Annotated in this window: 23 protein-coding genes; 13 read left to right on the top strand and 10 right to left on the bottom strand. The window is 65.8% G+C overall.

The annotated features are described in order from the left end of the window. Positions 1-42 precede the first annotated feature (42 nt). The gene (locus tag ACWEWT_RS07515) at positions 43-954 is read left to right on the top strand and encodes an MBL fold metallo-hydrolase (protein ID WP_452557182.1); all 912 of its coding nucleotides are present in this window, start codon (positions 43-45) and stop codon (positions 952-954) included. Between the two features lie 167 nt (positions 955-1,121). On the opposite strand, the gene ACWEWT_RS07510 is transcribed toward ACWEWT_RS07515, so the two are convergent. Next, positions 1,122-4,391 (bottom strand): protein kinase domain-containing protein, encoded by a 3,270-nt coding sequence (locus tag ACWEWT_RS07510; RefSeq protein ID WP_452557180.1) that lies wholly within the window; start codon positions 4,389-4,391, stop codon positions 1,122-1,124. 476 nt (positions 4,392-4,867) lie between these two features. Here ACWEWT_RS07510 and ACWEWT_RS07505 point away from each other — a divergent pair, with 476 nt between their 5' ends. Together ACWEWT_RS07505 and ACWEWT_RS07500 are read left to right on the top strand one after the other, a co-directional pair. Then, positions 4,868-5,281 (top strand): hypothetical protein, encoded by a 414-nt coding sequence (locus ACWEWT_RS07505; RefSeq protein WP_452557178.1) that lies wholly within the window; start codon positions 4,868-4,870, stop codon positions 5,279-5,281. Beyond that, positions 5,278-5,478, top strand: coding sequence for a DUF6186 family protein (locus ACWEWT_RS07500; RefSeq protein ID WP_452557176.1), 201 nt, complete (start codon positions 5,278-5,280; stop codon positions 5,476-5,478). Before ACWEWT_RS07505 ends, ACWEWT_RS07500 begins: the two co-directional genes overlap by 4 nt. Positions 5,479-5,645: 167 nt before the next feature. On the opposite strand, the gene ACWEWT_RS07495 is transcribed toward ACWEWT_RS07500, so the two are convergent. Then, positions 5,646-6,659, bottom strand: coding sequence for an alcohol dehydrogenase catalytic domain-containing protein (locus ACWEWT_RS07495; RefSeq protein ID WP_452557706.1), 1,014 nt, complete (start codon positions 6,657-6,659; stop codon positions 5,646-5,648). Positions 6,660-7,240: 581 nt separating this feature from the next. Between ACWEWT_RS07495 and ACWEWT_RS07490 the strand changes: the two genes are divergently transcribed. Beyond that, positions 7,241-8,026 (top strand): oxidoreductase, encoded by a 786-nt coding sequence (locus tag ACWEWT_RS07490; protein ID WP_452557174.1) that lies wholly within the window; start codon positions 7,241-7,243, stop codon positions 8,024-8,026. 207 nt (positions 8,027-8,233) lie between these two features. On the opposite strand, the gene ACWEWT_RS07485 is transcribed toward ACWEWT_RS07490, so the two are convergent. Both ACWEWT_RS07485 and ACWEWT_RS07480 read right to left on the bottom strand, forming a co-directional pair. After that, the gene (locus ACWEWT_RS07485; RefSeq protein WP_452557172.1) at positions 8,234-9,079 is read right to left on the bottom strand and encodes an NmrA/HSCARG family protein; all 846 of its coding nucleotides are present in this window, start codon (positions 9,077-9,079) and stop codon (positions 8,234-8,236) included. Positions 9,080-9,368: 289 nt separating this feature from the next. Next, positions 9,369-10,064, bottom strand: coding sequence for a cupin domain-containing protein (locus tag ACWEWT_RS07480; protein ID WP_452557170.1), 696 nt, complete (start codon positions 10,062-10,064; stop codon positions 9,369-9,371). 330 nt (positions 10,065-10,394) lie between these two features. On the opposite strand from ACWEWT_RS07480, the gene ACWEWT_RS07475 reads away from it, so the two are divergent. Continuing rightward, positions 10,395-10,763, top strand: a complete 369-nt coding sequence (locus ACWEWT_RS07475; RefSeq protein WP_452557705.1) for a thiamine pyrophosphate-dependent enzyme — start codon at positions 10,395-10,397, stop codon at positions 10,761-10,763. Between the two features lie 61 nt (positions 10,764-10,824). Here the strand turns inward: ACWEWT_RS07475 and ACWEWT_RS07470 are convergent, their stop codons facing one another. The 4 genes from ACWEWT_RS07470 to ACWEWT_RS07455 all read right to left on the bottom strand — a co-directional run bounded on the left by ACWEWT_RS07470 (position 10,825) and on the right by ACWEWT_RS07455 (position 15,148). Next, positions 10,825-11,907, bottom strand: coding sequence for an ABC transporter ATP-binding protein (locus ACWEWT_RS07470; RefSeq protein WP_452557168.1), 1,083 nt, complete (start codon positions 11,905-11,907; stop codon positions 10,825-10,827). Between the two features lie 30 nt (positions 11,908-11,937). Continuing rightward, positions 11,938-13,263: an ABC transporter substrate-binding protein gene (locus ACWEWT_RS07465; protein WP_452557166.1), complete on the bottom strand. Its 1,326-nt coding sequence runs from the start codon at positions 13,261-13,263 to the stop codon at positions 11,938-11,940. A gap of 19 nt (positions 13,264-13,282) precedes the next feature. After that, entirely contained in the window at positions 13,283-14,074 is a 792-nt protein-coding gene (locus tag ACWEWT_RS07460; protein WP_452557704.1) for a carbohydrate ABC transporter permease, read from the bottom strand. 144 nt (positions 14,075-14,218) lie between these two features. Further along, positions 14,219-15,148, bottom strand: coding sequence for a carbohydrate ABC transporter permease (locus ACWEWT_RS07455; protein WP_452557164.1), 930 nt, complete (start codon positions 15,146-15,148; stop codon positions 14,219-14,221). Positions 15,149-15,345: 197 nt separating this feature from the next. On the opposite strand from ACWEWT_RS07455, the gene ACWEWT_RS07450 reads away from it, so the two are divergent. The 4 genes from ACWEWT_RS07450 to ACWEWT_RS07435 all read left to right on the top strand — a co-directional run bounded on the left by ACWEWT_RS07450 (position 15,346) and on the right by ACWEWT_RS07435 (position 18,497). Beyond that, a complete protein-coding gene (locus ACWEWT_RS07450) occupies positions 15,346-15,786 on the top strand; it encodes a hypothetical protein (RefSeq protein WP_452557162.1) in 441 nt (146 codons plus the stop codon). Then, positions 15,783-16,277, top strand: a complete 495-nt coding sequence (locus ACWEWT_RS07445) for a TetR/AcrR family transcriptional regulator (RefSeq protein WP_452557160.1) — start codon at positions 15,783-15,785, stop codon at positions 16,275-16,277. Before ACWEWT_RS07450 ends, ACWEWT_RS07445 begins: the two co-directional genes overlap by 4 nt. A gap of 486 nt (positions 16,278-16,763) precedes the next feature. Continuing rightward, entirely contained in the window at positions 16,764-18,101 is a 1,338-nt protein-coding gene (locus tag ACWEWT_RS07440) for an FAD-binding oxidoreductase (protein ID WP_452557158.1), read from the top strand. A gap of 3 nt (positions 18,102-18,104) precedes the next feature. Then, the gene (locus ACWEWT_RS07435) at positions 18,105-18,497 is read left to right on the top strand and encodes a VOC family protein (protein ID WP_452557156.1); all 393 of its coding nucleotides are present in this window, start codon (positions 18,105-18,107) and stop codon (positions 18,495-18,497) included. A gap of 132 nt (positions 18,498-18,629) precedes the next feature. On the opposite strand, the gene ACWEWT_RS07430 is transcribed toward ACWEWT_RS07435, so the two are convergent. Then, on the bottom strand, positions 18,630-19,376 hold the full coding sequence (locus tag ACWEWT_RS07430) for a helix-turn-helix domain-containing protein (RefSeq protein ID WP_452557154.1): 747 nt from the start codon (positions 19,374-19,376) through the stop codon (positions 18,630-18,632). Positions 19,377-20,078: 702 nt separating this feature from the next. Then, the gene (locus ACWEWT_RS07425; protein ID WP_452557152.1) at positions 20,079-20,879 is read right to left on the bottom strand and encodes an IclR family transcriptional regulator domain-containing protein; all 801 of its coding nucleotides are present in this window, start codon (positions 20,877-20,879) and stop codon (positions 20,079-20,081) included. 116 nt (positions 20,880-20,995) lie between these two features. On the opposite strand from ACWEWT_RS07425, the gene ACWEWT_RS07420 reads away from it, so the two are divergent. From ACWEWT_RS07420 to ACWEWT_RS07405, 4 genes are read left to right on the top strand one after another with little or no spacing between them, the layout of a single operon-like run. Further along, entirely contained in the window at positions 20,996-22,201 is a 1,206-nt protein-coding gene (locus ACWEWT_RS07420) for an MFS transporter (RefSeq protein ID WP_452557150.1), read from the top strand. Then, complete coding sequence (locus ACWEWT_RS07415) at positions 22,195-23,478, top strand: Rieske 2Fe-2S domain-containing protein (protein ID WP_452557148.1); 1,284 nt, start codon at positions 22,195-22,197, stop codon at positions 23,476-23,478. Before ACWEWT_RS07420 ends, ACWEWT_RS07415 begins: the two co-directional genes overlap by 7 nt. Before the next feature lie 17 nt (positions 23,479-23,495). Then, positions 23,496-24,566, top strand: a complete 1,071-nt coding sequence (locus ACWEWT_RS07410) for an ABC transporter substrate-binding protein (RefSeq protein ID WP_452557146.1) — start codon at positions 23,496-23,498, stop codon at positions 24,564-24,566. Between the two features lies 1 nt (position 24,567). Beyond that, positions 24,568-25,398 (top strand): ABC transporter permease, encoded by an 831-nt coding sequence (locus tag ACWEWT_RS07405; protein ID WP_452557144.1) that lies wholly within the window; start codon positions 24,568-24,570, stop codon positions 25,396-25,398. Positions 25,399-25,415: the final 17 nt, after the last annotated feature.

Below are 25,415 nucleotides of genomic sequence, written 5' to 3'. Positions count from 1 at the left end.
CCGGACAACGACGGTTGCCGGAAGGAATCGAGGAACAACGTAATGAACAGCAGCGACGACATCACGCCCGCCCCGGCACGCCTGCACAGCACACCGAAACTGCGTTCGGTCCGCATCGGTGATATCCGGGTCAGCTACGTCCATGACGGCTGGGTGCAGCTGAACCCGATATTGTGGCTGCCGGACAGTACGGCCGAGTACTGGGCTCAGCACCCTCAGTATCTCGACGATGAGGGCTACCTTCGGGCGGGAATGGGTGGGGTACTCGCGGAAACGCCCGCCGGTACCGTACTGATCGACGCCGGTTTCGGGCCCGGCCGGATTCCGGCCGATCCCGCTGTGCCTCGAATCGGAGCGACCACGGGCGGGTCATTCCTCACAAGTCTGGCAACGCTCGGCGTCGGACCTGATCAGGTCGATGTTCTGGCGTTCACCCACTTGCACCTCGACCACATCGGATGGATCTCCGCTCGCGACCCAGCGACCGGACATACGCCGTTCATCCACGCACGAGCGGTGACGACCGCCGCCGAATGGAATCACGGTACCTCCGATGTGCACGGTCCCTTCGAGGAGACGATGAGAGTGCTGCGACCTCGACTCGAGCTCGTCGAGGACACCAGTGAGATATTTCCCGGAATCACGCTGATCTCCGCGCCGGGGCATTCAGCCGGCCATGCGGTCTACCAGATCGCATCGCGCGGTCGGCGCCTTCTCGCTTTCGGGGATCTGTTCCACTCACCGGTGCAGATCGAGAACCCGCACTGGTCCGCGGAGCCGGATTTCGATGCCGTGCTGGGCACTCGAAGCCGCTGTGCAATTCTCGAACACCTGATCCAGGACAACACGCTGGGATTCGGGATACATTTCGCCGACGTCACCTTCGGTCGTGTTGTGGTGAGCGACCAGGGACAGCATCGTTGGCAGCCTGTCGCCACGCAGGTGATCGGGTAGAAGCCTCTGTCTCGGGTCGAGACCTGTAGGTGTGATCGTCGTTGCCGGGAAACCGAATCAGCTCGGATTCGATAGGTGCGGCCGGGAGGGGTTATCAGCTCGGCTGGTGGGGACCACTGCTCTCCTGGCACTCGCCGCTACGAAATGCGCGTCCTGGTTCCGTGACGTCATCGATGAGGCCGTCGAGAATGTGTGTCGTTGGAGTGTTCCACGACCCAGGCCGCGATCTGCGCTCGTGAGTTGAATCCGAATTTGGCGAGTATGTTCTCCACATGTCCCCGTGCTGTGCGCTGGGAGATGGTCAATCGCGCAGCGATCGCCTTGTTGGTCATTCCCTCGGCGATCAGGTCCATGACTTCCCGTTCGCGCTTGGTGAGCGCCACCTCGTCGTGTGCCGATGCCCCGTCTCGGGTCTGCTGTCCGAGAGCGAAGTCGATGGCCGATTCGAGCGTCATGGTAGAGCCTTTGCGGTGTGCCGACTCGAATCGTCTCGTTCCGAGAGAGTCCTGGGCCCTGCGTTCACAGTCGGTATGAAAGGCGGCCATGTCGGGGAACACGATGCTGGTGCCGATGGAGTGACCGAGCCCGTGTGCTGCGCCGAGTAACACCGCTGTTCGTTGGGCTCGGTTGTTCTCGATCGAGATCCACGCCGAAATCTCCAGCGCGACAACGGCGACGAGCGGGTCTACCAGTCGGCGAGCGGTTTCGAGAGCTTCGTTCAACAGGTGAACCGCTCGCTCGCTGTTCCCGTGGCGCCAGACTGCGAGCGCCAAGGGCCGCAGTGCCAGCGATCGGATCTCCGTCTCATCGTGAGCATCGGCAATTGTCAGTGTTCTCTCGAGGCAGGCGATGCCGTTCGGTATGTGGCCTCGGAGCACGAGGGCCCAGCCGAGGACGACCAGGGCCCTGAGCTCGAACAGGATATTCTCTCGGGCACGGAATGCTTCGACAGCATCGTTCAGTCGTACGCAGGCGAGATTCAGATCGCCACTGTTGAGCGCGGTGCATCCGGACGCGTAGGCGAGTAGTGCATCGATCGAGGGGTCGGCGGTTTGTGCCGCGAGGTTTTCGAGCTCGGTGAGCCGCTCCGTCGCGGTCATGAGATCGCCGACCTGGCCCGCGAACACGATCGCAATGTTGAGTACTCCGGCTCGGTCGATGGCCGGTGCATCGGATACGGCGTCGAGCAGGCGATCGCACCAGCGGCGCCCTTCGTTGATCCGACCGGTCGAGAACCAGAAACTGAAGAGGTGGGCAGCGGTGTGTAAGCCGCCGGCATCGCCCTTCGAGACGCTGTGCTCCATGCTCCGACGGAGATTCGGTACTTCCCGTTCGAGCAGGGTGATCCACTGGAGTTGCCGCGCACTCACCCAGTCGGCCTCTGCCCACGTAACCAACCGGTCGTACCAGTTGCGATGGCGTTGGTCCAGTTGTGCCTGTTCGCCGAGCTCGGCCAGCTTCTGTGCGCCGTATGCCTGCACGGTCTCCAACATCCGGAAGCTCGGCTCGGCACCGAATTGTTCCCGGACAAGGACGGACTTGTCGAGTAGTCCGGAGAATGCGTCCAGGAAGCCCTGTTCGGTGAGGCCGGTGCCGCAGATATCCTCGGCGGCAGCGAGATCGAAGGTTCCGGCGAACACTGACATCCGGCTCCACAGCTGTTGTTCGGTAGCGGTACACAGGTTGTAGCTCCAGTCGATGCACCAGCCCAATGTCTGCTGCCGGGTGGGAGCACTCCGGCTGCCACGGGTCAGCACGGCGAATCGGTCGGACAACCGCTCCGAGATCTGTTCTGCGGACAGGGTGCTCAGTCGTGCTGCGGCCAGCTCGATCGCCAACGGTAATCCGTCCAACCGTGCACAGATATCCGCCACAGTGCTCCGATTGCTTTCATCGAGCTGGAAATCCGGCACTACGGCAACAGCACGCTCGGTGAACAACGTCACGGCCTCGCTGACGGTCGTACCCGGGATAGACGATTGTGTGGAGCTCAGCGGCGGCACCAGGATGACCGCTTCACCACCGATTCCCAATGGTTCGCGACTCGTGGTCAGAATCTTCAGCTGCGGTGCCGATCGCAGGAGGATTTCCGCGAGTTCCGCCACCGCATCGAGCATATGTTCGCAGTTGTCGATGACCAGGAGGACTTTGCGACTGGACAGGTATTCCACCAGGGCTTCCAGTGCCGGTCGGTCGACTGGTCGTAGACCGAGGGTGGTGGTTACCACGTCGACCAACAACAACGGGTCGCGCAGTTCGGCCAGCTCGACCAGCCAGACGCCGTCGGCGTAGCTCCGCTGGAGTGTGTGGGCGGCCCGTAGTGAGAGACGCGACTTGCCCACTCCTCCGGTCCCGGTCAGCGTCACCAGAGGCGACTGCGACAGCAGGTTCTTGACCTCTGCGACCTGGCTGCGCCTGTCGACGAAGCTGGTCAGTTCTTGCGGCAGGTTCCCGGCGGCGGTCTGCCGTCCGGTTCCGCCGCGGTGCGGGCGGTGGCCGTGGGCGGGCGCGGGCGTGGCCGTCGGCCCGGGTCGCTCGCCGGGCTCGCCACGCAAGGCCATGTGATCGACGGCGAATCCATGGCCGGCTTGAAGGTGCCGCAGTTGCTCGCCGAGCGCTTCCGCGGTGGGCCGTTGCTCGCTGTCGCGAGACATGGCCGTCTCGATGACGGCAGCCAGATCCGCTGGGATACCGTGCCCGCGCAGGTCCGGTACCGGCTGGGTGGCGATCCGCACGAACTGTGCCATGACTTGTTCGCCGCTTCGGCGCTCGAATGCGGCGTGCCCGGTCGAAGCACAGAACAGGGTGGCGCCGAGACTGTACACATCGGAGGCACGGGTCGATGGAGTGCCACCGAGGACTTCGGGTGCGGTGAACGCCGGTGAAGCGGTCACCGTACCGGTGGCGGTACGGAAACCTTCAGCGAGGTGGGCGATGCCGAAGTCTGTCAGCGCCGGTTCGCCGTAGTCGGTGAGCAGGATATTGCCCGGTTTGACGTCCCGGTGAAGTATGTCGGCACGATGCGCGGTTTCCAGCGCGCCCGCGAGCTTCACCCCCAGCCACAACACTTCGTCGAGCTGTAACGGGCCTGCGCGGCGTATTCGGGCCTCCAGTGAGCCCAGCGGATAGAAAGGCATCACCAGGTACAACCGGCCGGACGCTGTCTCCCCGACCTCGAGCACCTCGACGATGTTGGGGTGCCCGGTCAGCCGGCCCATCGCCCGCTGCTCGCGGAGAAATCGTTCCCGATCACCATTCAGCTCGAACGTCAGGACCTTCACGGCTACCACTCGGTCGAGGACGGACTGAATGCAGCGGTACACAACCCCGGACCCACCCCGGCCGATCTCCTCGGCATCCTCCAATCCGACACCCCTCAGCTCCGCGACCGCATCTACACCCAGGTTGCGTTGCGTTGCGAAAGGGTCAGATCCCATCCACAGTCACTTCGTGCCGTACCACCCACCCCAAACAAAGAATACATGCGGCAGCGCCGGATATCAGGTCGCCGCCATCGGTGTACTCGATCAACGCGGCCGCGGGCAGCCCTGTGGTCGTGGCCGCTGGGGGACGGCAGAGCGGACAGAACCCCTGCCGGCACCCATCAGTTCCCCGCCGCGGATGCCGAGATCCGCCCCAGCCTCCACGAACAAGCCTCGACCAGCTTCTGTCGTCCTGTGGTTGGGATGAATTACAGAACAGGTCCTGGATGGCGGGTCGAGGAGCATCCGGGAGAAAAGTCACCCTGGGCAGGCCGGCTGAATCCTGCTGTTGATCTCTATCGGCGTGATCGTGCGGGTGCACCTCCGGTTTCTCATACGGCAGCGATTGCATGGCGTGACCAGCAGAAACACGCCACATTCAACTGAGAATCGGCCATTGCTACGGCGACCCAGGTCGTAGACTGCGAGAAGTGACGGCCGAGCCGACCCCTACGCCCCGCGGGCAGTTCGTGCGGTGGGCCGTGCCCGTTGTCAGCTGCCTTGCCCTCGCCACACTCGCTGCCCGAACCCGCCCGTTCGACTGGGCAGCGACGGCACTGGTCGCGGCACCGTCGATTCTCCTGCTTGCGCATGCCCTCCGGCGCCCCGACGAGCCGTTACCCGCGGATCCGCGGCTACGCAACGGCTTGCTGCTGTGGTCCCCATTGGCCCTCGCGGTATCGGCCTGGGAGTTGTTCGCACTGTCCCAGCAGTCGTCGTGGCGCGTGCCGGACCCGTCCCATCCGACCTTGTCCACACTGCTCGACACCACGCTGGAACAGGGCCCGGGACGCTGGGTCGGCTGGCTGCTGTGGCTGGTCGTCGGGTGGTGGCTGCTGCGATGACCGACCGGTCGGTGATCATTATCGGATTCGCCGCCCTCGCTGCCGCCGGGCTGGCGGCCGAACTCACCGCGCGCCGCCTGCCCAACCGCCTCACCCCGCTCGGGCAGACGCTCCGTCTGCTCCTACGATCCCGGATACTGCGAGTTCTGGCCGTTCTTGTCTGGGCCTGGCTGGGCTGGCATTTTCTGGCCCGATAGGGCCGGTGAGGTTCCGGCGCTTCCCTGGAGGGCACTCGTCGGGTTCGGTGCCGCTCCGTTGCCGAGGCGGGGCTCGGCGGCTTGTCGGGCGGCCGTAGGTGATCTGCGAGGGATCCGTGGTCGTACGGTGTCCCATGCTGTGCGCAGGGCGGGAGCAAGCAGGTCGGTTACATGGTGAGCACCATGCGGTAGCGAGCTCGCCCTTCGTCCGCGACCGTGTACGCCTGGGCGGCGTCGGCCAGAGCACGTTCCTCGGTGCGGGCCCGGACGCCGGTGAGGACGGCGAACTGCATCGCCTCTTCGATGTCACGGGCGGTGCCCGAGGGATGGCCGGTCACGCTGTATCCGGGCAGGATCAGCTGCAGGGGACTGATCGGGAGCGGGTCGGTGGCGGCGCCGATCAGGATGAGTTCGCCTCGGGGAAGCAGGCCGCCGATCGTGGCGGCCATCGCTGCCGAGTTCGCGGCGGTGGCGAGTACGACGGACACCCCGCCCAGCCCCTGTAATGTGTCGCCGACGTCGCCGTCGGTGGAGTCCACGTAGTGGTGGGCACCGAGCGCGAGGGCGTCGTCGCGTTTGCCGGTTCCGCGGGCGATCGCGATCGTCTCGAACCCCATCGCGCGGGAGAACTGAATTCCGAGGTGGCCGAGACCGCCGACGCCCAGGACGGCGACTCGGTCACCGGGCAGCGCACGGGTCTTGCGGAGGGCGTCGAAGGTGGTGACTCCGGCGCAGCTGATCGGTGCGGCGTCGATGAAGGAAAGCTCTTCCGGAATGCGGGCCAGGGCGTTGGCCGGGACGGTGATCGACTCGGCGTACCCGCCCGGATAGTGCCAGCTCGGGACCTGCAGATTCTCGCAGTGGATGAAGATGCCCCGGCGGCAGGGAACGCACCGGTTGCAGTGACCGCCGAACCATCCCACCGCGACGCGGTCCCCGACATCGAAGCCGGCCACGCCGGCGCCGAGCTCGGCTATTGTTCCGGCGATTTCGTGGCCCGGGGTGAGGGGCCAGGTCATCCCGGGGAATCCACCGTTGACGAAGCCGTGATCGGTTCCGCAGATTCCACATGCCGACACCGCGATTCGGACATGACCAGGGTTGGGTGAGAGGGTTTCGACGTCGACGAGGGCCAACCTCTCCCCGGCTGATGCGACGTGTACCGCGCGGTGAGTGGGCATCTTCATCCTCGCTGTCCATGTCGGGTGCTGCTGGGATCGAACGCTGTATACGCAATAGTCGACCGATTACGCGCCGACTCGACCGACAAGGTCCGACGCTGCCTTCGAAACGCGGGCGCGCCTACCGGTCGCGGTGTCATATTTCCGGGCCTCGTTCGTCGACCGGCTGCTTGTCGAAGCGACCGGCCGAGTTCCGATCGAACCGTTCAGCACCTGCCCTGTGGTACAGGTCGATGAACGCCTGAATTCGCGACTGCACCCTGGGGCATGCCCAGGTGATCGTGTTCCCTACCGGCGACCACTTCGGGTGATTGCCGCTGTCGAACGCGTACTCGACGAACCCGTCGTCGGCCGCTCCAGGCTACGCCGAGTCTGCTCCGTGCGGCGTAGCCTCGCCGGGACTTCGTTCCCGGCCGGTCGAGAATTGCCTTCCATGGCTCGACGCCATCGAAATCGGCAGCAACTAGAACTCGCTTATGCGAGATGACGTGGGACGATACGTCCGGTGGATAGGCCGGCGCACCGACGGTGCGGTCATCGGCGGGCTGGCTGGGTGTGCACTCCGACGAAGGAGAGTGACCATGGACTTGCATCTCGACGGAAAGATCGCGGTCGTCACCGGCGCGAGCAGGGGTATAGGGCTTGCGATCACCGAGCGCCTCGCCGACGCCGGTGCCCGCGTGGTCGCGGGAGCACGCACCATGAGCGATCGCCTCGATGAGCTCGTTTCCCACGGGAGTGTGACGTTCGTACCGGGAAACCTCGCCGGCGCCGAAGGCCCTGCGGCGCTGGTCGCGGCCGCCTCGGAGTTGGGCGGGACGGATATCCTGATCAACAACGCCGGTGCGGTCACCCCGAGACCGGGTGGATTCACCACTGTCACGGACGAGGACTGGGAGTCCTCGTGGAACTTGGGCATGATGGCGGCGGTCCGCACCACCCGCGCGGTGATCCCCGAGATGCTCCGCCGGGATGGTGGCGCGATCGTTACGATCGGGTCGGTCAATGCCTTCTTCCCGGACCCTGGTGTGGTCGACTATTGCGCAGTCAAGGCGGCACTGACCAACCTCACCAAGGCGCTGTCGAAAGAGTTCGGCCCGCAGGGCATTCGGGCGAATTCGATCAGTCCGGGACCTGTGCTGACGGACTTGTGGTTCGGCAGCGAGGGAGTGGCCGAGACTGTCGCGAAAGCCGGCGGCGGCAGCGCCCGGGAGGTGGCGGAGCAGGCTGTGGCGGGCACCCCGAGCGGACGATTCACCACCCCGGAAGAGGTCGCAGACCTGGTCTTGTTCCTGGTCTCGGACCGGGCGGCAAACATCACCGGCGCCGATATGACGATCGATGGTGGGTTCATCACCACTGTGTAGCTGGCTCCGGAGCGGTGGTGGTGACAAACACACCGACCCCGAGCGTCTGCCTGGTGAGACGAGCGAAAAGAGGACGCGGATGAATACTCGGCACACCGAGATCGACACCGCGGCGCAGATCACGATCCGGTCCGGCCACCGTCGCGCGCACCGTGCCCGCCGGGAGTGTCGCCTGCGCACAGCGTCCCCAGCAGGCCGATTCGAGTATCAGCGTGTGAAGGTTCGTCGCGTCCAGTCGCGAAAGGATGTCCACTCGATCTCGGGGTTCGCTTGATGCAGAGCATCGATATCGACGCGATAGCCGGCATCGTCGAGGAATGCCCACATGGCGCGCATATCTGCGTTACCCACCGCGTCGAGTGACGTCTGCCGATGGATGACGCGGCGTCCCGATGCCTCGCCGATCGCAGCGGCCATTTCGGCCGGGGTGGGGGCGTCGCCCGCCAGCTCGATGCGTTCGCCGAGATACTTCTTCGGTCCGGTCAGAACGTGAGCGACGAACTCTCCCAGATCTTCTCGCGCCAGCTGCTGTAACGGCCGATCGGCCGGCAAGGGCAGATCCAGCACGCCCTCGAGCAGTGCTTGCCGACCACCGAGTGCATTGTCGAAGAAGTAGGTCGGCGCGACAACTGTCGCCGGGAGTCCGCTGGCGGTGAGTTCTTGCTCGATCACCGCCTTGCTCATGAAATGCGGAATCGCGGTGTGCTGATCCGCCGAGGCCACCGAGCTGAACACCAGATGCGCCACCCCCGCATCACCGGCCGCGCCGATGATCGCCCTTCCCTGCCGGATCTCCGCATCCACGCCCGCTTCGAACGGTGTGGTCACAGCGAACACGCCCGCGACGTTCGCCATAGCCGCCGCCAGCGCGGCCCGATCCTCCAGCGATCCGTCCCCGAGTTCCACACCGCGCTGACCGAGCCGTTGCGCGCGCGGACTGCCGCTGTCACGCACCATCGCTCGCACCGCCACCCCACGCGACAGCAATGCATCGACAACGGCCCCGCCCTGTCCGCCGGTAGCCCCGAGCACCAGAAACGAAGGATTTGCCACAGCTCTCCAATCTGAACAGTCGGTAGGACGGACGGCCCAGTGCACCGTAGCGTAGACGCGGACAGGCACGCCCGTCCCAGTACATGCCGATGTCCGGGGTGAGGATCGCATCGCCCGCGGCGAGTTCGTCGACTACCGCGGGGCCGAAGCCGTCCAGGCCGTCGGCAGCCTCGGGATTGTGCCGGCGGTAGGTCTGGGTGGAGATGTAATCGGTCAGAACCCCAGTGCGCCCGATCGCTCCGACTTGCGTAATTCCGGATAGGACCGCCGGTGCACTGCAACTGTTGACTCAGTGCCGTGCGGTGATCACCACTGGTTCGATCTCATCCGGAATACCTGCCAGCGCGGAGGCCGGAATACCGAGTACGGCCGCTGTGACTTCGCGGGGTATCGAATTCAGTGCCGCACGAATACCGATGTCATCGCTTGTTTCCGGTGCACTGGTATTGAAGACGATGAGTAGCTCGAGTGGGGCGTCGGTGCGTGCGTTCTCGAAGTAGTGGAAGAAACCCTGCGGCGCGAAGACCAGATCGCCCGCATGTGCTTCGAACACATCGGTGTGATAGCTGCCGTCCGGATGGGTTCCGAGGATGGTCCATTTCGCGGTACCGGAGATGTGGTAGTTGAGTTCCCATGCCGTGGGGTGCCAGTGGGGCTCGCGGATTCCACCCGGGTCGAGCCGCACGAAATAGGCCGCACCGTTCTGGCCGGCCAGAACCGGAAAGTTCTGTTCGTGCGCGCCTTGCAGGGTGCCCCCATCGTATCGACCGGGTTCGGCGTCGGTGAGATGGAACAGATGGGCCGAAGTGTTGAGGTTGGCATCGATCTCGCTCGCGCTGGGCAATCCCGACTCGGCGGGCTCTGCACACGCGGTGACCGAACTCAGCCCCGCGGCAATTGCCGCGCCGCCCAGGGCTGCCGCGCCGGAACCGATTGCAGTCCGGCGATTCACGGTCGCCGGTTCCTCACCATGGTTGCTCGACATCGCGCTCCGTTCCACCTGCCTCGTCGCAGCAGACTCCGAAAAGCGTCACCACCATGCATTCGACCGCAGATGCTACCTCGCGGGACGGCTCCGGAATCCGAACGACACCGCGGATGTTCCCGGACGGGCTCCGCGGCCCGTCGAGTGAGTGATCACCGAAACGGTGCGCAGGGGCGCGGCTGCTGGTTCCGACGGGATGGTTCCACCGCCTGCCGCTGTGCCAGACGCCCGGCTTCTCCGGCCCGGCGGTCGATCCAGTGGGTGGGCGACGCGCGAAGTCCGGTGCGTGCTCGGGCAGTACGCCGCGTCCGATGAGATACGGGAAGAGCGCTGCGCGCCACGGCCCAGCATGCCCAATGGCTGCCCACCGTCGAACCCGACTCTCTCTTCGCCACCGCCGGCGGCGGTATCGGCTGGGCAGTACCGGCTGCCGTCGGTATCGCGCTCGGCGACCGGGATCGCGGCGTCGAGCGTCCGGTGATCGGTTTGATCGGGGACGGGTCGTTCCAGTACTCGGTGCAGGGCCTGTGGACCGCAGTACAGCACAACCTGTCCGTCGTCTATGTCGTCATGCGCAACCACGAGTACTCGATCCTCAAATCCTTCGCAGACCTCGAGAAGGAGTTGGGACTCGCGCTGGAATCCGGAACCACAACGGTCGTTGTGGTGACCACCCGGCCGGAGAAGGTCCACCTCTGAGCGGTCGCCGGTAGCCCTGTCGATCGTCGATATCCCGGCGCGTCGGCGCACAGGCCTGTGGTCAGCGCATGCGCTCTTCGGTGCGAGCGTCGAAGAAGAACACTTCGCCGGGCCTCGGCCGCAGGTTCAACCGCTCGCCGAAGCGTATCCGGAAGCGGCGGTCGACCCGTGCGACCACCTTCCCCGAACGACTGCGCCACCCATCGGTGACCCCGCGGCTGTAGACGAAGGACTCCGGGCCGATCTCTTCGAGCAGTTCCGCATCCACTGCCAGGGCGCCGACGGCCTCGGTGACGAGTTCCCAGGATTCCGGCCGGATCCCGAGCACCACGTTCTCACACGCCGACGTTCCGGGCGGTAACGGGATCCTCAGCTCGCCCAGGACCGCCGCGCCCTCGTGCACCGGTGCTTCCAGCAGGTTCATCGCCGGCGAGCCGATGAATGCCGCGACGAACGTGTTCACCGGATCGTCGTAGAGTTCTCGGGGCGCGGCGATCTGTTGCAGAGCGCCGTCGCGCAGCACGGCCACCCGATCGCCCATGGTCATCGCCTCGACCTGGTCATGGGTGACATACACGGTGGTGGTTCCCAGACGCTTCTGCAAGGCCGCGATCTGCGACCGCGTGCTCACCCGCAATTTCGCGTCGAGGTTGGACAGGGGTTCGTCCATGCAGAACACCTGGGGACGCCGGACGATGGCACGTCCCATTGCGACACGTTGCCGCTGGCCGCCGGACAGCCCGGCGGGTTTGCGGTCGAGCAGATCCTCGAGTTCCAGCATCGTCGCGGCCTCGCGTACCCGCAGAAATGTATCGGTCCTGCTCATCCCGGCGTTGCGCAGCGCGAAGCCCATGTTCTGTGCCACGGTCATAGTGGGGTAGAGCGCATAGCTCTGAAAAACCATCGCGACATCGCGGGCTCGCGGCGGCACTCCGGTCACATCCTTGCCGCCGATCAGGATGCGCCCGTCCGCGACGGATTCCAGGCCGGCGAGCATGCGCAGGCTGGTCGACTTGCCGCAGCCCGACGGACCGACCAGCACGAGGAACTCGCCGTCGGCGATATCGAGTTCGAGCCGGTCGACGGCCGGGGCCGGGGCGCCGGGGTACTGATGGGTGACGCCTTCGAACTGCACGGTGGCCATGCTGGTGGACTCCTCGGGGACGGGCGGGCGCTATTTCGGCAGTTTGGGCGTGATCTGCCGATCGATGATCGCTTGCAGCTGGTTGGTGACATCGGCGAAGGTGGCCGCCACATCGGCGTTGCGCAGTCCGATCTTTTCCAGCCCGGTGCCGATGATCTGGTCGCCGCCCGGCACGAACACTCGCGCGTAGTCCTGCGATCTGGTCAGCGGGAGCTGATCGATCGCCACCTTCGAGTTCGGATTCGCCGTGAGGAATGCCTGCTCGCTCGGGTCGGTCACGGCCGACTTACGCACCGGCATGTACCCGGTGCCCTGGGAGAAATACGCCGTGTTCCGGGTGTTGGTGACGAACTCGATGAACTTCAGCGCGTTCACCTTTCTCTCATCGGAGATGCGCGCGGGGATAGCCAGGCCGGCGCCGCCGGTGGTGACGCCGGGTCCGTTCGGATGCGGCAGGAAGGCGGTGCCGAATTCCAGTGTGTTCCGGGCGCTCTGTGCAATACCGCTGAGGTCGCCGGTGGAGGCGATGGTGGAGGCGATCACGCCGGCGGCGAAGTCGACCGCGATCTGCGGTTTGATGCCCGCGTACTTCTTGGTGTTGATCATATCCCGCAAGAACGTGCCCGCTGCGAGGGTGCCGGGGTCGTCGAACTTCAGTGTCCACTCGTCCGAGTAGGCCCCGCCGAAGGTCCAGTTGGGGCCCTGGAAGGTCCAGGCCAGGTAGTTCTTGGCGTCACCCCAGCCGTGCGCGAGTTTGCCGGGACCGACGACCTCCTGCAGCTTGGGACCCCACTCGTCGAATTCCGGCCAGCTCTGTGGGCCGCGGTCGGGTAATCCGGCTCGGTTCCACACATCCTTGTTGTAGTAGAACAGCGGTGTCGAGCGGGCATAGGGCAGCGCGTAGTGCTTGCCGTCGAACCGATAGTCGGCGACCAGCGAGTCGACGTAGTCTTCCAGCCGCACGCCGACTTCGGCGAAGTGACCATCCAGCGGTTCGATGGTGCCGTTGAGCGCGTAGTTGAACCACCAGACATCGGAGAGCACGACGATATCGGGCAGATCCCCGCCCGACAGTGCCGCATTGAATTTCTGCGATACCTCTTCATAGTTCTTGCCCGCGTCGACCAGGTTCACCGTCAGGTCGGGATGCTGCTCCTGGAAGCGCCGGATGATCTCGGTCTCGAGGTCCTTGGACGTGCCCGGATGGTTGGACCAGAAGTTGAGGGTCCGGGCGTCGCCGGACTGGTTGCCGCCGCCACCGGTGCCCGCACAAGCGGTCAGCACGGCGCCCGCCGCGGCCGCACCGGTGAGCCCGAGAAAGCCACGCCGGTTGAAGGCGGGGAACTGTGTGGACACGTGGTTGCTCCTCTATCGGTTAACTCTTGACCGCACCCGAGGTGAGGCCTTTGATCATGTGGCGTTGCAGCAGCAGGAAGACGACGAGGATCGGCAGCACGGTCAGCAGCGTCCCCGCCATGACCGGACCCCAGTTGGTCACGCTCGGATTCTCGGTGTTCTGTAGCAGGGTCAAACCGACCGGCAGCGTGGCGACTGCCGCGTCGTCGGCCATGAGGAACGGCCAGAGGTACTCGTTCCATTCGTTGACCAGCGTCACCACCGCGAACGCGACCATGGTCGGCCCGGACATCGGCAGCACCACCCGGGTGAGCAGCCGCCACCAGTCGGCGCCGTCCATCCGGGCCGCCTCGATGACCTCCGGGGGTAGCGACAGGAAGTGGTTTCGCATGAGGAAGGTGCCGAAGGCGACTCCGCACAGTGGAACGATGATGCCTTGGAAGGTGTTTCGCCAGCCGAGCTCGGCGATCAGCGCGTAATTGGAGATCACCGTGATCTGGTTGGGCACCATCAGCGCCGCGATGATCCCGAGGAAGATCGCCGTCTTGCCCGGGAATCGCAGGAAAACGAGTCCGTAGGCGCTGAACACACCCAGCACGAACTTCACCGCGGAGACGACGCCCGTGACGATCAGCGAGTTGCGTAGGAACGTCCAGAACGGCAGCGCCGTGGTGGCTTCCCGGAAGTTCTCCGGGTGCCAGCTGCGCGGCCAGTACACCGCGGGCTGCACATAGATGTCCGGTCGCTCCTTGAACGCCGTGATGAAGATCCAGAACAGCGGGACGCCCACGATCATCAGGACGCACGTCATCGCGGCGTAGCCGAGTACGGTCACCGCTCGCTGCCTGCGCCGATAGGAAAGCGTCCGCACGCTGTTTCCATGGCGCCCTCCGCGGGTCGCTACGTGGTCACGCACGCTACCTTCTCCCCGCCCGTCGCTCGGGCCGCGTGTGTTTCACTGCCGGTTCCGATCCATGGCACGTACCTGCACGAGCGTGACCACCAGCAGCACGAGGAACATGACAGTGGCCACCGTCGCGCCGTAGCCGGCGCGGAAATTGCGGAAGGACTCCTCGTAGACCTGGTAGACCATCGTGGTCGTACCGGTACCGAGCGGCCCGCCTCGGGTCATCACGTTGATGATGTCGAAGACCTGCAACGAATTCAGCAGCACCGTGATGGACAGGAAGAAGGTGGTCGGCCGCAGTTGTGGCAGCAACACTTTCGTAAACGTGGTCCAACGGCTCGCGCCGTCGATCTCGGCGGCCTCCAGCAGATCTTCCCGGACCCCCTGTAGTGCGGCCAGATATATGACGAAGGTGTAGCCGAGGTTCTTCCAGATGTAGGTCACCGTCACCATGAACAGTGCCCAGTGCGGATCCTGGTAGAAATCGGGGACCTCGTGCACACCGAGCCGGTGCAGCAGATCTCGGATCAGGCCGAAGCTCGGGTCGAAAATGAACTGGAATGCGACACCGATCGCGGCGCCGGAGATGACGAACGGCGCGAAGACCGCGGAGCGGACCACATTGCGGCCGAAAAGTTTCCGATCCAGCAGCAACGCGAGACCGAGTCCGAAGACCATGCTCACGGCCACCGCGGCCACTGTGAACACCACGGTGTTGGTGACGACGGTCCAGGAGTCCGGTCTCGTCCACCATTCGCGGTAGTTGTCGAACCCGACGAACGTGGCGACCGGATCGGAGATGTTCCAGTCGAACAGTGACAGCCGGATATTGTCGATCAGCGGGCGATAGACGAACAGCACCAGCAGCGCGAGGTTCGGTAGCACCAGTACGAGAAACAGCGCGTAGTCGGCCCACGGACGATTGCGCAGCCCCCGGCCAGGGGGCTGCGGCAGTACTCGCTCCGGCCTGACTCGCACCGCCGAGACTCTACGGACCGGCGCAAACTTCTGGTTACAGAATCCGGCCTTGGCGCTGAACTTCACGTGCCCTCATGGGGCGGGGATCTCCGGCCCGCCCCGGGGTCTGTCCGCAATCCATCCTATTGACTCGGTTAACGCTGTTAGCCAGAATGGGGCTAACAGTGTTAACCGAGCGGAGGCAAGGTGTTCGTGCGATGACGGTGATCGAGGACCGGGCCCATGGGCGGCAGGACGGGGCAACCGGGCGTATCCGGGTCGCTCGCGCCCTGCTCTGGCTGGCGGCGGCCGGTGCGCTGGCGTCCGCGGTGACTGCGGTCGGCGGGGTCGCCGCGGCGGAACCCGCGGTCAAGGTGGTCGAGACGTGGCGTGCGTACGGCTATGTCGTCTTCGCCGGCCTGTTCGCACTCCTCGCGCTACGACCGAATGGCTACCGAGGCGTCTGGGAGCTCGTCATCCTCCACAAGGTGGCACTCACCGTCACCGCCATCGTCTACCGCAGCAACGACGCGATCGAAGGCGCCGGAACGGTTCTCGCCTGGGATGGAGGTCTGTCTGTCGTGCTGCTCGTCGCCTACCTGCTCTGCCGCGGCTGGGCTTCACCGGCAGCGACCCGGACGCCGGGTAAGCGGGGATGAACCGACGCGAAGAAATCATCGACGTGGCCGAGCGGTTGCTCGAACGGGACGGACCCGACGGCGTAACCATGCGCCGATTGGCCGAGCAACTGGGGGTCCGGGCGCCTTCGCTGTACAAGCATGTCGCGGGGAAAGCCGATATCGAGGCGGCATTACAGCAGAAAGCGCTACAACGCCTCACCGCGGCGCTGCGACCGGCCGAGGACCTGCCGGCACTCGCCGCGGCCTATCGTCGGTGGGCACTGGAACATCCCCGGCTGTACGAGTTCGCGACCCGCACATCCCTTGCCCGGGACCGGATCTCACCAGGTGTCGAAGACGGCGCGGCTGCCCCGTTGCTGCGAATCACTGGTGGGGACCAGATCACGGCGCGGGCGTTGTGGGGCATCGCGCACGGGCTCGTGGATCTCGAACTGGCCGGCAGGTTCCCGGCCGACGCGGACCTGGACGCAGTATGGACGCGGGCCGTGGCGGCGTTCGACCTGTCCTGAGCTGCCCGGCGCTCCGCTCGAGGCGCCGTCGGCATTGTTTGTCAATGAAGTCCGGCGTCGTGCGGAGCCTGTCGGACGTGCTCGTGACGGCGAGAGATGACGTCACTGCGCGTGTGCGAGACAGCGCGGGGAGGATGGTCCGCGCGCAGGAGAGGCGCCATGGGTGCCGACGGCTCGGTAGGCCAGGTCCGTGAGTGCGCATGCGCATCCACCGCGTCGGCGCACAGGGTTGCCGGCGGTCGACAGGCCGGTCGGCGAGCAGGTTCGCCGGGTCCGGCTTTCGGATTCGAATTTCACCGGCACGATCCCGTCCGGCCGCCGTGCGGGGTGCAGGCGTGTCCGTTTCGTACAAGACCGCCGGCCGTTGTGCCCATATCGTCCGGAACGTGAATACGACCTCGGTTCTGGTGGGAGCGGGCCGTGCCGCCGCCCGCCTGGATGCCGCCATCCTTTCTCACTCGGCAGTCCGGACCACAGCGAATGCGCATGTCCAGGATAACGACCTGGCTGTGTCCTTCCGACGACGGCTACCGGAACGAGCTCCGCACCGACAACCACTCGGTCGTCCACCACCCACGGGTGGTGTGTCCGGCCGCGTCGCCGGCCGAGGTGGCAGAGGCCGTGGACTTCGCGAGCGAACGAGGCATGTCGGTCGCGGTTCAGTCCACCGGGCACGGAATGTCGCGGGCTGCTGACGGTGTCCTCGTCACCACCGGGCGACTCTCGCGCAGCGCCGTCGACCCGGTCCGGCGCCGGGCGCGGGTCGGTGCCGGAGTGCGCTGGCGCGAGGTGATCACCGCCGCGGCCGAGCACGGTCTGGCGCCGTTGAACGGATCGAGTCCACACGTCGGAGTGATGGGGTACATCCTCGGCGGCGGCGTCGGGATGCTGGGCCGTCAGTACGGATACGCGGCGGACCGCGTGCACTCCATCGAATTGGTCACCGCCGACGCCGTGGTTCGCAGGATCTCCCCGGCCACGGACCCGGAGCTCTTCCATGTGGTCCGCGGTGGCAAGGACAATTTCGGGATCGTCACCGAGATCGAGATGGATCTCTTCCCCGTGACCGGTTTCTACGGTGGCAGCCTCTATTTTCCGGCCGGTCGAGCGGGGGAGCTGCTGAACCGGTATATCCGCTGGACCGGCGGCCTTCCGGACACCCTCGCCACATCGATCTTCTTGTTCGGTTACCCGGATCATCCCGATATTCGCCCGGAGCTGCGGGGGCGCTATATCGCACAGTTGCGCATCGCGTATTTCGGTCCACCCGAGCAGGCCGAATCGCTGCTCGCGCCGATTCGAGCGGTCGGGCCGCCGGTGCTCGACACGGTGGGGCCGATGCGTTACACCGATATCGGCATGGTCCACCACGAACCTCTCGGGCCGTACACGGTGCACGAATCCGGTTTCTACAGCGGTCCTCTCGACGAGACCGATGTCGACAATATTCTGTCGGTCGCCGGGCCGGACGCCGCCGAGCCACTGAGTTTCGAACTACGCCACCACGGCGGCGCGTATCGGAAACCGCCGGAAGTACCGAATGTCGTGGGTGGGCGGGACGCCGAATTCACGGTGTACCTCGGCTCGGCCATCGACCCCCGCCACGAGGTCGACCGAGCCCTGCACGCCGCGGCCCGCCGCCGATTCCGCCGCGGCGACTTGGGCAGCATGCTCAATTTCCTGGGCGTCCACACCGACCAGGCCGTGGTGGCGGCGGCCTTCGACACCGCCGATCTCCGATTACTCCGCGAGGTCAAGACCCGCGTGGACCCGCACAACCTCTTCCGCGTCAACCACAACATCGCACCGCTGACGAAAGGCTGAACCATGTCTGTTTCGCTCGATCTGATCGGTATCGTCACCACCGACCTGGCCCGATCGCTCGCCTTCTACCGTGTACTCGGTGTCGAAACACCCGAGGTCAGTGGCAGCGAACCCCATGTCGAGGTCGTACTCCCGAACGGACTGCGGCTCGCCTGGGACACCCTCGACACGATCCAGAGCTTCGACCCCGACTTCACACCAGCCGCCGGAGGGCACCCGGTGGCCCTCGCGTTCGCGACCGCGAGCCCGGCCGATGTCGACGCACTGTACAAGACCGTTGTCGCAGCGGGGTTCCACGGCCACAAGCAGCCGTGGGACGCCGTCTGGGGACAGCGCTACGCCATCGTCCACGACCCGGATGGCAATACCGTCGATTTGTTCGCTCCCTTGCCGTGAGCGATCGCGACCGGTGGGCAGGGCGCGAGGTACCCGGGTTCGGTGATCGCGAGCCGTCACCGCCGAGCGTGTGTGGATTCGGTGTCGTCACGACACGGTGGTCTCCTGCGGACAGTTCGTGTTCGTGGTGGTTCAGCTCAACAGCGAACTCGGGGTGAGGCCGGTCATTCGTCGTGTGTCACGGCTGAGATGCGGCTGATCGGCGTAACCCGCGGCGACGGCCACCGTCGACAGCGGGGTGTCCGGCGCCCGGCGAGCCAGCCGGATCGCCCGCTGTAGGCGGCCCACGATACGAAGGGTCTTCGGCGTCAGCCCGGTCTCCTGTTCGACCAGCCGACGTAGATGACGAGGTGTGAGCGCGACACTGTCCGCGGCGGCCTGGACGCTCGTCGCCTCCGCAGTCAGTAACTCGACCGCCCTGTCCACTCGCGGATCCACGGTGAGGCGCGGCCACAACGAGTGTGCTGTCAGCTCGTCGAATTCGCCCGCGCCGAGACTATCGACGAGCACGCGAGCGACCCGAGCGGGCAACAGGTCGTCCACCGCGATCGCGGTATCCCGCAGCTCGAAACCCGCCACGCCGGTCACCGTGCGCAACGCCGCGGTGCGGATGCGCGCGCCGTGCAGAACCGTTCCCGGTGACAGCTCCGGCAGATCGACCGTCGTGGCGGGGCCGACGAGCCAGCTCCGGCCGGTGCTGCTCACGATGAAGTCGGCGTGGTTGTCCGGAATCACGCGCTGGGCACCACCGCCGATCCGATGGGTCCACCTGCACAGGAACCCGTGGCTCGATCCGGTGAAGGCGATCTCACGGTAGTAACCGCGTCCGTCTTCGAGACCCTCACTGTCGGCACGCCGGCCGGGCAGAACTCGATCCACTGTTCACACCACCTCCGGGCGGGCAGCTACGCCGCAGTTCACTGAACCTCCATTATTGCTCCGTGCTCCGTGCTCCGTGCTCCGTGCTCCGTGCTCCGTGCTCCGTGCTCCGTGCTCCGTGCTCCGTGCTCCGTGCTCCGTGCTCCGTGCGGTTAACGGGTGCCGGGCCCCTTTTCGTGGCAGCGGCTGGTTCAGCTCGGCTGCTCCGGCGTAGTCCGCGCCCGAGTTGCCTCAGAACGTCCGGTACAGATCTTCCGTCCGACCGGCGTGATCCGCAGCGAATGCCGCATGATCCTGCCCGGGTGATCCGGTCACTCGCTCACGGCCGCGACCCTTTGGTCGCGCTTCACTGCGCGAAACCGTCGAGCGCTTCGGCGAGCAGGTCGATCTGCTCTGGCGTCCCTGGGAGGGTCGGCTGGAACACCGCTTGGTATGACAAAGCGCCCAAGTTGGACTCTGCTACTGCAGCGGCATGGTCTTCGAATGGGCCCGGCCAATGCTCCGCGGCCCTCGTCGTTCAGTGAATGCCACATTTCTCGGATCCAACGCGCAGAGTCGTTCGTGTGACCCGCAAGTGCGAAATACAAAGTGATGAATGATCCCGGCTCCGCGGGTGCATCTTTTCCGGGCCTCAGTGGGGTTACCTCGGCGCGGTGAAACCGTCGACCCGCGAAGATCCAAGGGCCACTGGTGCGCGGAACGCTAGCCGAGGTGGGACGGATGGATATCCGAGCCTATGGTGGCCGCGCAGTCGTGCAGGTGGCGATAGATCTCGCCGGTCTCGTCCCATAGCTCGTCCTCCCCGGTGTGGGTCGAGATATTGAGCCCGGCGACGATTTCGCCTCTACGGTCGCGCACCGGAACGGCGAGCGTGCTCAGGCCTGCGTCGAGTTCTCCGCTGGAGCGGCACCAGCCCTCGGCGCGGATCTGCTCGAATTGTTCGAGTAGATCCGCCTTTGTTTGGAGTGTGCGGGCCGGGTTGTCGCGGTAGGTATCCGAGGCGAGATATGCCGTCAACTCTTGTTCGGGGAGCCACGCGAGCATTACCCGCCCGATCGCGGGGAGGTGAGCGGGTAGCCGTGTGCCGACTTCGATCGATACGTCCATCAGGCGGGGGAGTCCCACGCGGACCAGGTAGACGGCCTCCGGGCCTTCGAGTCTGGCGAGTGACACGGTGTGTCCGGTGACGAGGGTCAGTGATTCGCAGTGCGGCCGCGCCACCTCGGCCAGGGACAGGCGGGACTGCTGTGGGTAGCCGAGGTCGAGTAATCGGGCCGTGGGTGCGAAGTGGTGGCCGTCGAATCGGATGTGGCCGGCAGCCATCAGGGTGCGCAGTAGTCGCCGGGTTGCCGACCTGCTGATACCGCTGCGGGCGGCGACCTGGTCCAGGGTCAGCGCGGGGTTGTCGGCGTCGAATACCCGGATCACTGCGAGGCCGCGCTGGAGCGATTGCACGAGGTCGCGACCGGGTGGCGCCGTCTGGTCGGTGCTGGGTTCCGCCATGCGCACAAATCTACTGATTTGTGGAACACATTGCCGACTCGGCTTGACCGGGTGTGACCTGGGTGACATGCTGTACCGCGAAGAACATACACTTGTACGCAGAGTGGAATGAAACATTGGGTTTTCAAAAATTGTCCGAGGGTGTCGAACCTCTCGACGATGGGGGCGTCGTGCTGTGGGTCGCCCTGGCTGCTTGCATGGGCGTGGGGCCGCTGGTCCTCTATGCTTTCACCGCGCTCTCTCCACTGGTGACCGGCGATCTGGGATTGACGCCGACCCAGTACGGCGCGGTTTCGACCATCGCCTTCGCGGCGGCGGCCGTGACCGCACTCCTGCTCGGGCGCCGCACTTCGCGGGTCGAGTCGGGCACGCTCATGATCGCGGTCTCGGTCGGCGCCGCCGTGGGAATCCTGCTGCTGGCGGTTGCCACCACTTATGCCGTGGTGGTCGCCGCAGCGGTGGTGGCGGGGGCCGCCCAGGCGCTGTCCAACCCGGCCACGAACCGGCTCGTCGCCGGTCTCACGCCCGACCGCCGCGGCGCACTGATCGGCTGGAAGCAGTCCGGGGTGCAGATGAGCCAGCTCGCGGCGGGGCTGCTGGCCCCCTCGCTCGCGGTGCTCGCCGGCTGGCGGGTGGCGGTGGCGTGCTGCCTCCTGGTCGCGGTGATCGGCGTGCTGAGCGCGCGCCGAGTGCGTAGTGCCGCGGAGGTCGGGATGTCCGGCCCCGAGCGGAGCGCCGGCACGGTCTCGGTCCCGATGCTCACCGTGTACACCTTCTTCATGGGCTTCGGCCTCCAGGCGACCAACGCCTACACGCCGCTCTTCGCGCACCAGCGCCTGGGGTTCGGGGTCCGCACCGCCGGGCTGACAGCCGCGGTGATCGGCGTTGTCGGGTTGGTGAGCCGCATCTGGTGGGGACGACGGTCGGATCGGCAGGAGCTCGCATCCTCGACCTTCACCGTGCTGGCGCTCGGCGCGGCGGCCGGTGTGGCGCTGGTGGTGTCGGCGGTCCGGCTCGGTGGCTGGGCGGTCTGGGCCGGCGCCGGTGTGTTCGGCGCGTCCGCGCTGGCCTCCAATTCCGTGATGATGTCGGCTCTGGTACGCAGCGTGCCCCGGGCTCGGCTCGGGGCCGCTACCGCCCTACTCGTCACCGGGCTCTACCTGGGTTTCGCGACCGGTCCGCTCACCTTCGGCCTGGCGCTGGACCGCGCGTTGTCCTTCGAGCTCGCCTGGCTCATACCACTGGCGGCCTTCGCGGTCGCTGCTGTTCTCGGCTGCCTCACCGGTCAGTCTCGTCCCCAGTTGAAAGGCACATCATGCTGACTCGCGAACAGAACGAACTACTCACCCGTACCGGCCCCGGCACGCCGATGGGTGATCTGTTCCGCCGGTACTGGATCCCGGCATTGCTCGCCGACGAGGTTGCCGAGCCGGACTGCGACCCGGTGCGCGTCACCCTGCTCGGTGAGCAGTTGATCGCGTTCCGCGATACCCAGGGCCGACTGGGTCTGATCGATGAGTTCTGCAGTCACCGAACCGCCTCGCTCTTCTTCGGGCGTAACGAGGAGTGCGGACTCCGGTGCGCGTACCACGGCTGGAAGTACGACGTGGCGGGTAACTGCGTCGATATGCCCTCCGAACCGGAGGGCACGAAGATGCGCGAGAAGATCAAACAGCGCGCCTACAAGACCGTGGAGATCGGTGGCGTGATCTGGGCGTACCTGGGCCCGGCGGAGAAGGAACCGCCGCTACCCGATCTGGAGTGGATGTCGCTACGCCCTGCCCAGCGCTTCATCACCAAGCGGCGCCAGTTCAGCAATTACCTGCAGGCCATGGAGGGCGGTATCGACTCCAGCCATGTCTCGTTCGCTCATCGCTACAACCTCGACAACGATCCGCTGCACAGCGGCACCGAGGGCAATAAATACCTCAAGGCCGACACCCGTCCGAAATTCGAAGTGGCCGAGTCCGACGGTGGGCTGCTGATCGGTGCACGCCGCAACGCGGACGACGAACACTTCTACTGGCGCGTCACCCAGTGGATGATGCCGTGGTACACGATCATTCCGCCGTTCGGTACGCACAATCCGCTCGGTGGTCACGCCTGGGTTCCGATCGACGACGAGACGTGCTGGGCCTGGAGCTGGAACTACCACCCCACCGAGGATTTCGACGAAGCCACGCTCGAGGCCCTGGCCAGTGGTGACGGCATCCATGTGAAGTACAAACCCGGTACTTTCGATCCTCTGGCGGAGAAAGCCAACGACTATCTGATCGACCGCGGCGCCCAGCGCCGCCGCGAATCCTTCTCCGGCGTCGCCGGGATCGCCGCGCAGGACTTCTCCCTGCAGGAGTCGATGGGCACGATCTGTGATCGCACCAAGGAGCGCCTCGGCACCAGCGACGCGGCCATCATCTTGGCCCGCCGCCGCCTGCTCGCGGCGATGGAGGAGCTCGAATCCGACGACCTGCCCGGCCTCGACCCCGCACACACGCGAGTGCGTTCCACCTCGATGGTGCTGCCGAAGGCAGTTCCGTTCCAAGAGGGAACCGCCGGGGCGACCAGGGTCACGCCCGGCGAGAACTTCGTCTCGGTCTGATCGGCACAGGAGAAGGTATGCAGAAAAGACCACGGCGCCTGCGCGCGGTAGCGGCCACCCTGGCCGCCGCCGCGTTGGCTGCGCCGCTCACCGCGTGCTCGACGAGCGCCGCCGGCGCTACTTCCTGCGGGGGTGCCGGCATCGATGCCGGCATCGTCAGCAGTCTGTCCGACGCCATTCTCTACATCGCCGACGGGAAGGGATATTTCGCCGACGAAGGCCTGGCGGTGAACCTGCGCTCGTTCAAGTCCGCCGGTGAGATGATCCCCTATCTCGCGGCGGGACACCTCGACGTGGGCGCGGGTGCCCCGTCGGCCGGGTTCTACAACGGCATCGCCCGCGATATCGACATCAAAATCGTTGCCGACAAGGGCAAACTGGTCACCGATTACGACTATATGCCGCTGCTGGTCCGAAAGGATCTGGTCGAGTCCGGCACGGTGCGGTCACCCGCGGATCTCGCGGGCCGCACGGTCGCCGAGCCCGCGCCGGGAACCGCGACGGCATCGACGCTGGCCTCCGTGCTGGCCGCACACGGTGTGGGGTATGACGATGTCGGCCATACCTTCCTCGGGTTCGCCGACCATGTGGCCGCCTTCCAGAACGGTTCGATCGACGCGGCGATGACCACCGAGCCGGCGGCCACCTCGGCGCTGCGCGCGGGTTCGGCGGTGAAACTGGCCGATTCCACCGAGGTCTACAACGAGCAGCAGCTCGCGGTGCTGCTGTACAGCGGCGACTTCATCGGTCGCCGGGGCGCCGCCGCCCAGTGCTTCATGAACGCCTACGTGCGCGCGGCGCGGGATTACAGCGCGGCGGTGGAAGGCGGTAGCTGGGACGGGCCGGGGGCGGAAGAGATCGTCGGCATCGTGTCCGAGGGCACCGGTCTGGACCCGGCGATCATCGTGAAAACCGTGCCGGGGTACGTCGACCCGGACGCGATCCCCAATACCGAGAGCCTGCGGCGGGATTACGAATTCTTCGCCGACCAGGGCTTGTATCGCGGTGATACGGCTGTCGACTTCGGCTCGCTGGTCGACACCGACTTCGTCGAGAGAGCGGCGCAGACCGTGCCGAAGGGACAATGACATGACAGCAACGACCATCGACGCGCCGATCGTGGCCAAGGCCGCCGTAGCGCCGCGTCGCCGCCCGGCGCTCGGCCGTACCACACAGCGCGCGATTTCGATTCTCACTCCCGTCGTGATCCTGGTGGTGTGGGAGCTGCTGGCCCGCGCCGGCGTGATCGACGAGCGTTTCTATCCAGCACCGACCGCGATCTTCGGCGCCCTGTGGGACCAGGCCACCAGCGGCGCGCTGTGGGAGCAGTCCGCAGTGAGTATCGGCCGTCTCCTGGTGGGCATTGTGCTCGGCACCGTTCCCGCGATCCTGATCGGCGTGGCGATGGGGCTGTCCCGGGTGGTGCGCGCCGCACTGAAGCCGCTGGTCTCCGGGCTGTATCCCATCCCGAAAAGTGCCGTCTTCCCGCTCTTCCTGCTCTTCTTCGGCCTGGGGGAGTGGACTACCTACTGGTTCGTGGCGGTGGGCGCGTTCTTTCCGGTGGTGATCAACACCGCCGCCGGTGTCGCGAATGTCTCCAGCGTCTACTACGACGTTTCCGACAACTTCGGTGCCAGTCGCTGGCAGGTCTTCCGCAGCGTCGCGATTCCGGGCGCGATGCCGAGCATCATCACCGGGATCGAGCTCGGCGCCGGAATGGGCCTGATCATGCTGTCCATCGCCGAGATGATGGGCGGCGCGGGATCCGGTTGGGGCTTCATGGTGTGGAACTCCTTCCAGCTCTTCGCCATCGACGCCATGTATGCGTACTTGCTGGTCTTCGCGGTGGTCGGCTTCGGAGTCGCCATCATCGTCGGCGCGATCGGGCGCAGGCTCACTCCGTGGATCACGCGCGACTGACGCGCTTCCCTCAACGA

Source organism: Nocardia sp. NPDC003963 (genome assembly GCF_053605105.1).
This window is presented reverse-complemented; position numbering and strand designations above follow the sequence as displayed.

Excerpts from the sequence above, each read along its gene's own strand:
- ACWEWT_RS07425 (WP_452557152.1), bottom strand. The coding sequence starts at position 20,879 with ATGGCGGAACCCAGCACCGACCAGACGGCGCCACCCGGTCGCGACCTC.
- ACWEWT_RS07410 (WP_452557146.1), top strand. The coding sequence starts at position 23,496 with ATGCAGAAAAGACCACGGCGCCTGCGCGCGGTAGCGGCCACCCTGGCC.
- ACWEWT_RS07510 (WP_452557180.1), bottom strand. The coding sequence starts at position 4,391 with ATGGGATCTGACCCTTTCGCAACGCAACGCAACCTGGGTGTAGATGCG.
- ACWEWT_RS07415 (WP_452557148.1), top strand. The coding sequence starts at position 22,195 with ATGCTGACTCGCGAACAGAACGAACTACTCACCCGTACCGGCCCCGGC.
- ACWEWT_RS07435 (WP_452557156.1), top strand. The coding sequence starts at position 18,105 with ATGTCTGTTTCGCTCGATCTGATCGGTATCGTCACCACCGACCTGGCC.
- ACWEWT_RS07405 (WP_452557144.1), top strand. The coding sequence starts at position 24,568 with ATGACAGCAACGACCATCGACGCGCCGATCGTGGCCAAGGCCGCCGTA.
- ACWEWT_RS07460 (WP_452557704.1), bottom strand. The coding sequence starts at position 14,074 with ATGACGTGCGTCCTGATGATCGTGGGCGTCCCGCTGTTCTGGATCTTC.
- ACWEWT_RS07470 (WP_452557168.1), bottom strand. The coding sequence starts at position 11,907 with ATGGCCACCGTGCAGTTCGAAGGCGTCACCCATCAGTACCCCGGCGCC.
- ACWEWT_RS07480 (WP_452557170.1), bottom strand. The coding sequence starts at position 10,064 with ATGTCGAGCAACCATGGTGAGGAACCGGCGACCGTGAATCGCCGGACT.
- ACWEWT_RS07515 (WP_452557182.1), top strand. The coding sequence starts at position 43 with ATGAACAGCAGCGACGACATCACGCCCGCCCCGGCACGCCTGCACAGC.
- ACWEWT_RS07495 (WP_452557706.1), bottom strand. The coding sequence starts at position 6,659 with ATGCCCACTCACCGCGCGGTACACGTCGCATCAGCCGGGGAGAGGTTG.
- ACWEWT_RS07500 (WP_452557176.1), top strand. The coding sequence starts at position 5,278 with ATGACCGACCGGTCGGTGATCATTATCGGATTCGCCGCCCTCGCTGCC.
- ACWEWT_RS07445 (WP_452557160.1), top strand. The coding sequence starts at position 15,783 with ATGAACCGACGCGAAGAAATCATCGACGTGGCCGAGCGGTTGCTCGAA.
- ACWEWT_RS07490 (WP_452557174.1), top strand. The coding sequence starts at position 7,241 with ATGGACTTGCATCTCGACGGAAAGATCGCGGTCGTCACCGGCGCGAGC.
- ACWEWT_RS07440 (WP_452557158.1), top strand. The coding sequence starts at position 16,764 with ATGTCCAGGATAACGACCTGGCTGTGTCCTTCCGACGACGGCTACCGG.
- ACWEWT_RS07450 (WP_452557162.1), top strand. The coding sequence starts at position 15,346 with ATGACGGTGATCGAGGACCGGGCCCATGGGCGGCAGGACGGGGCAACC.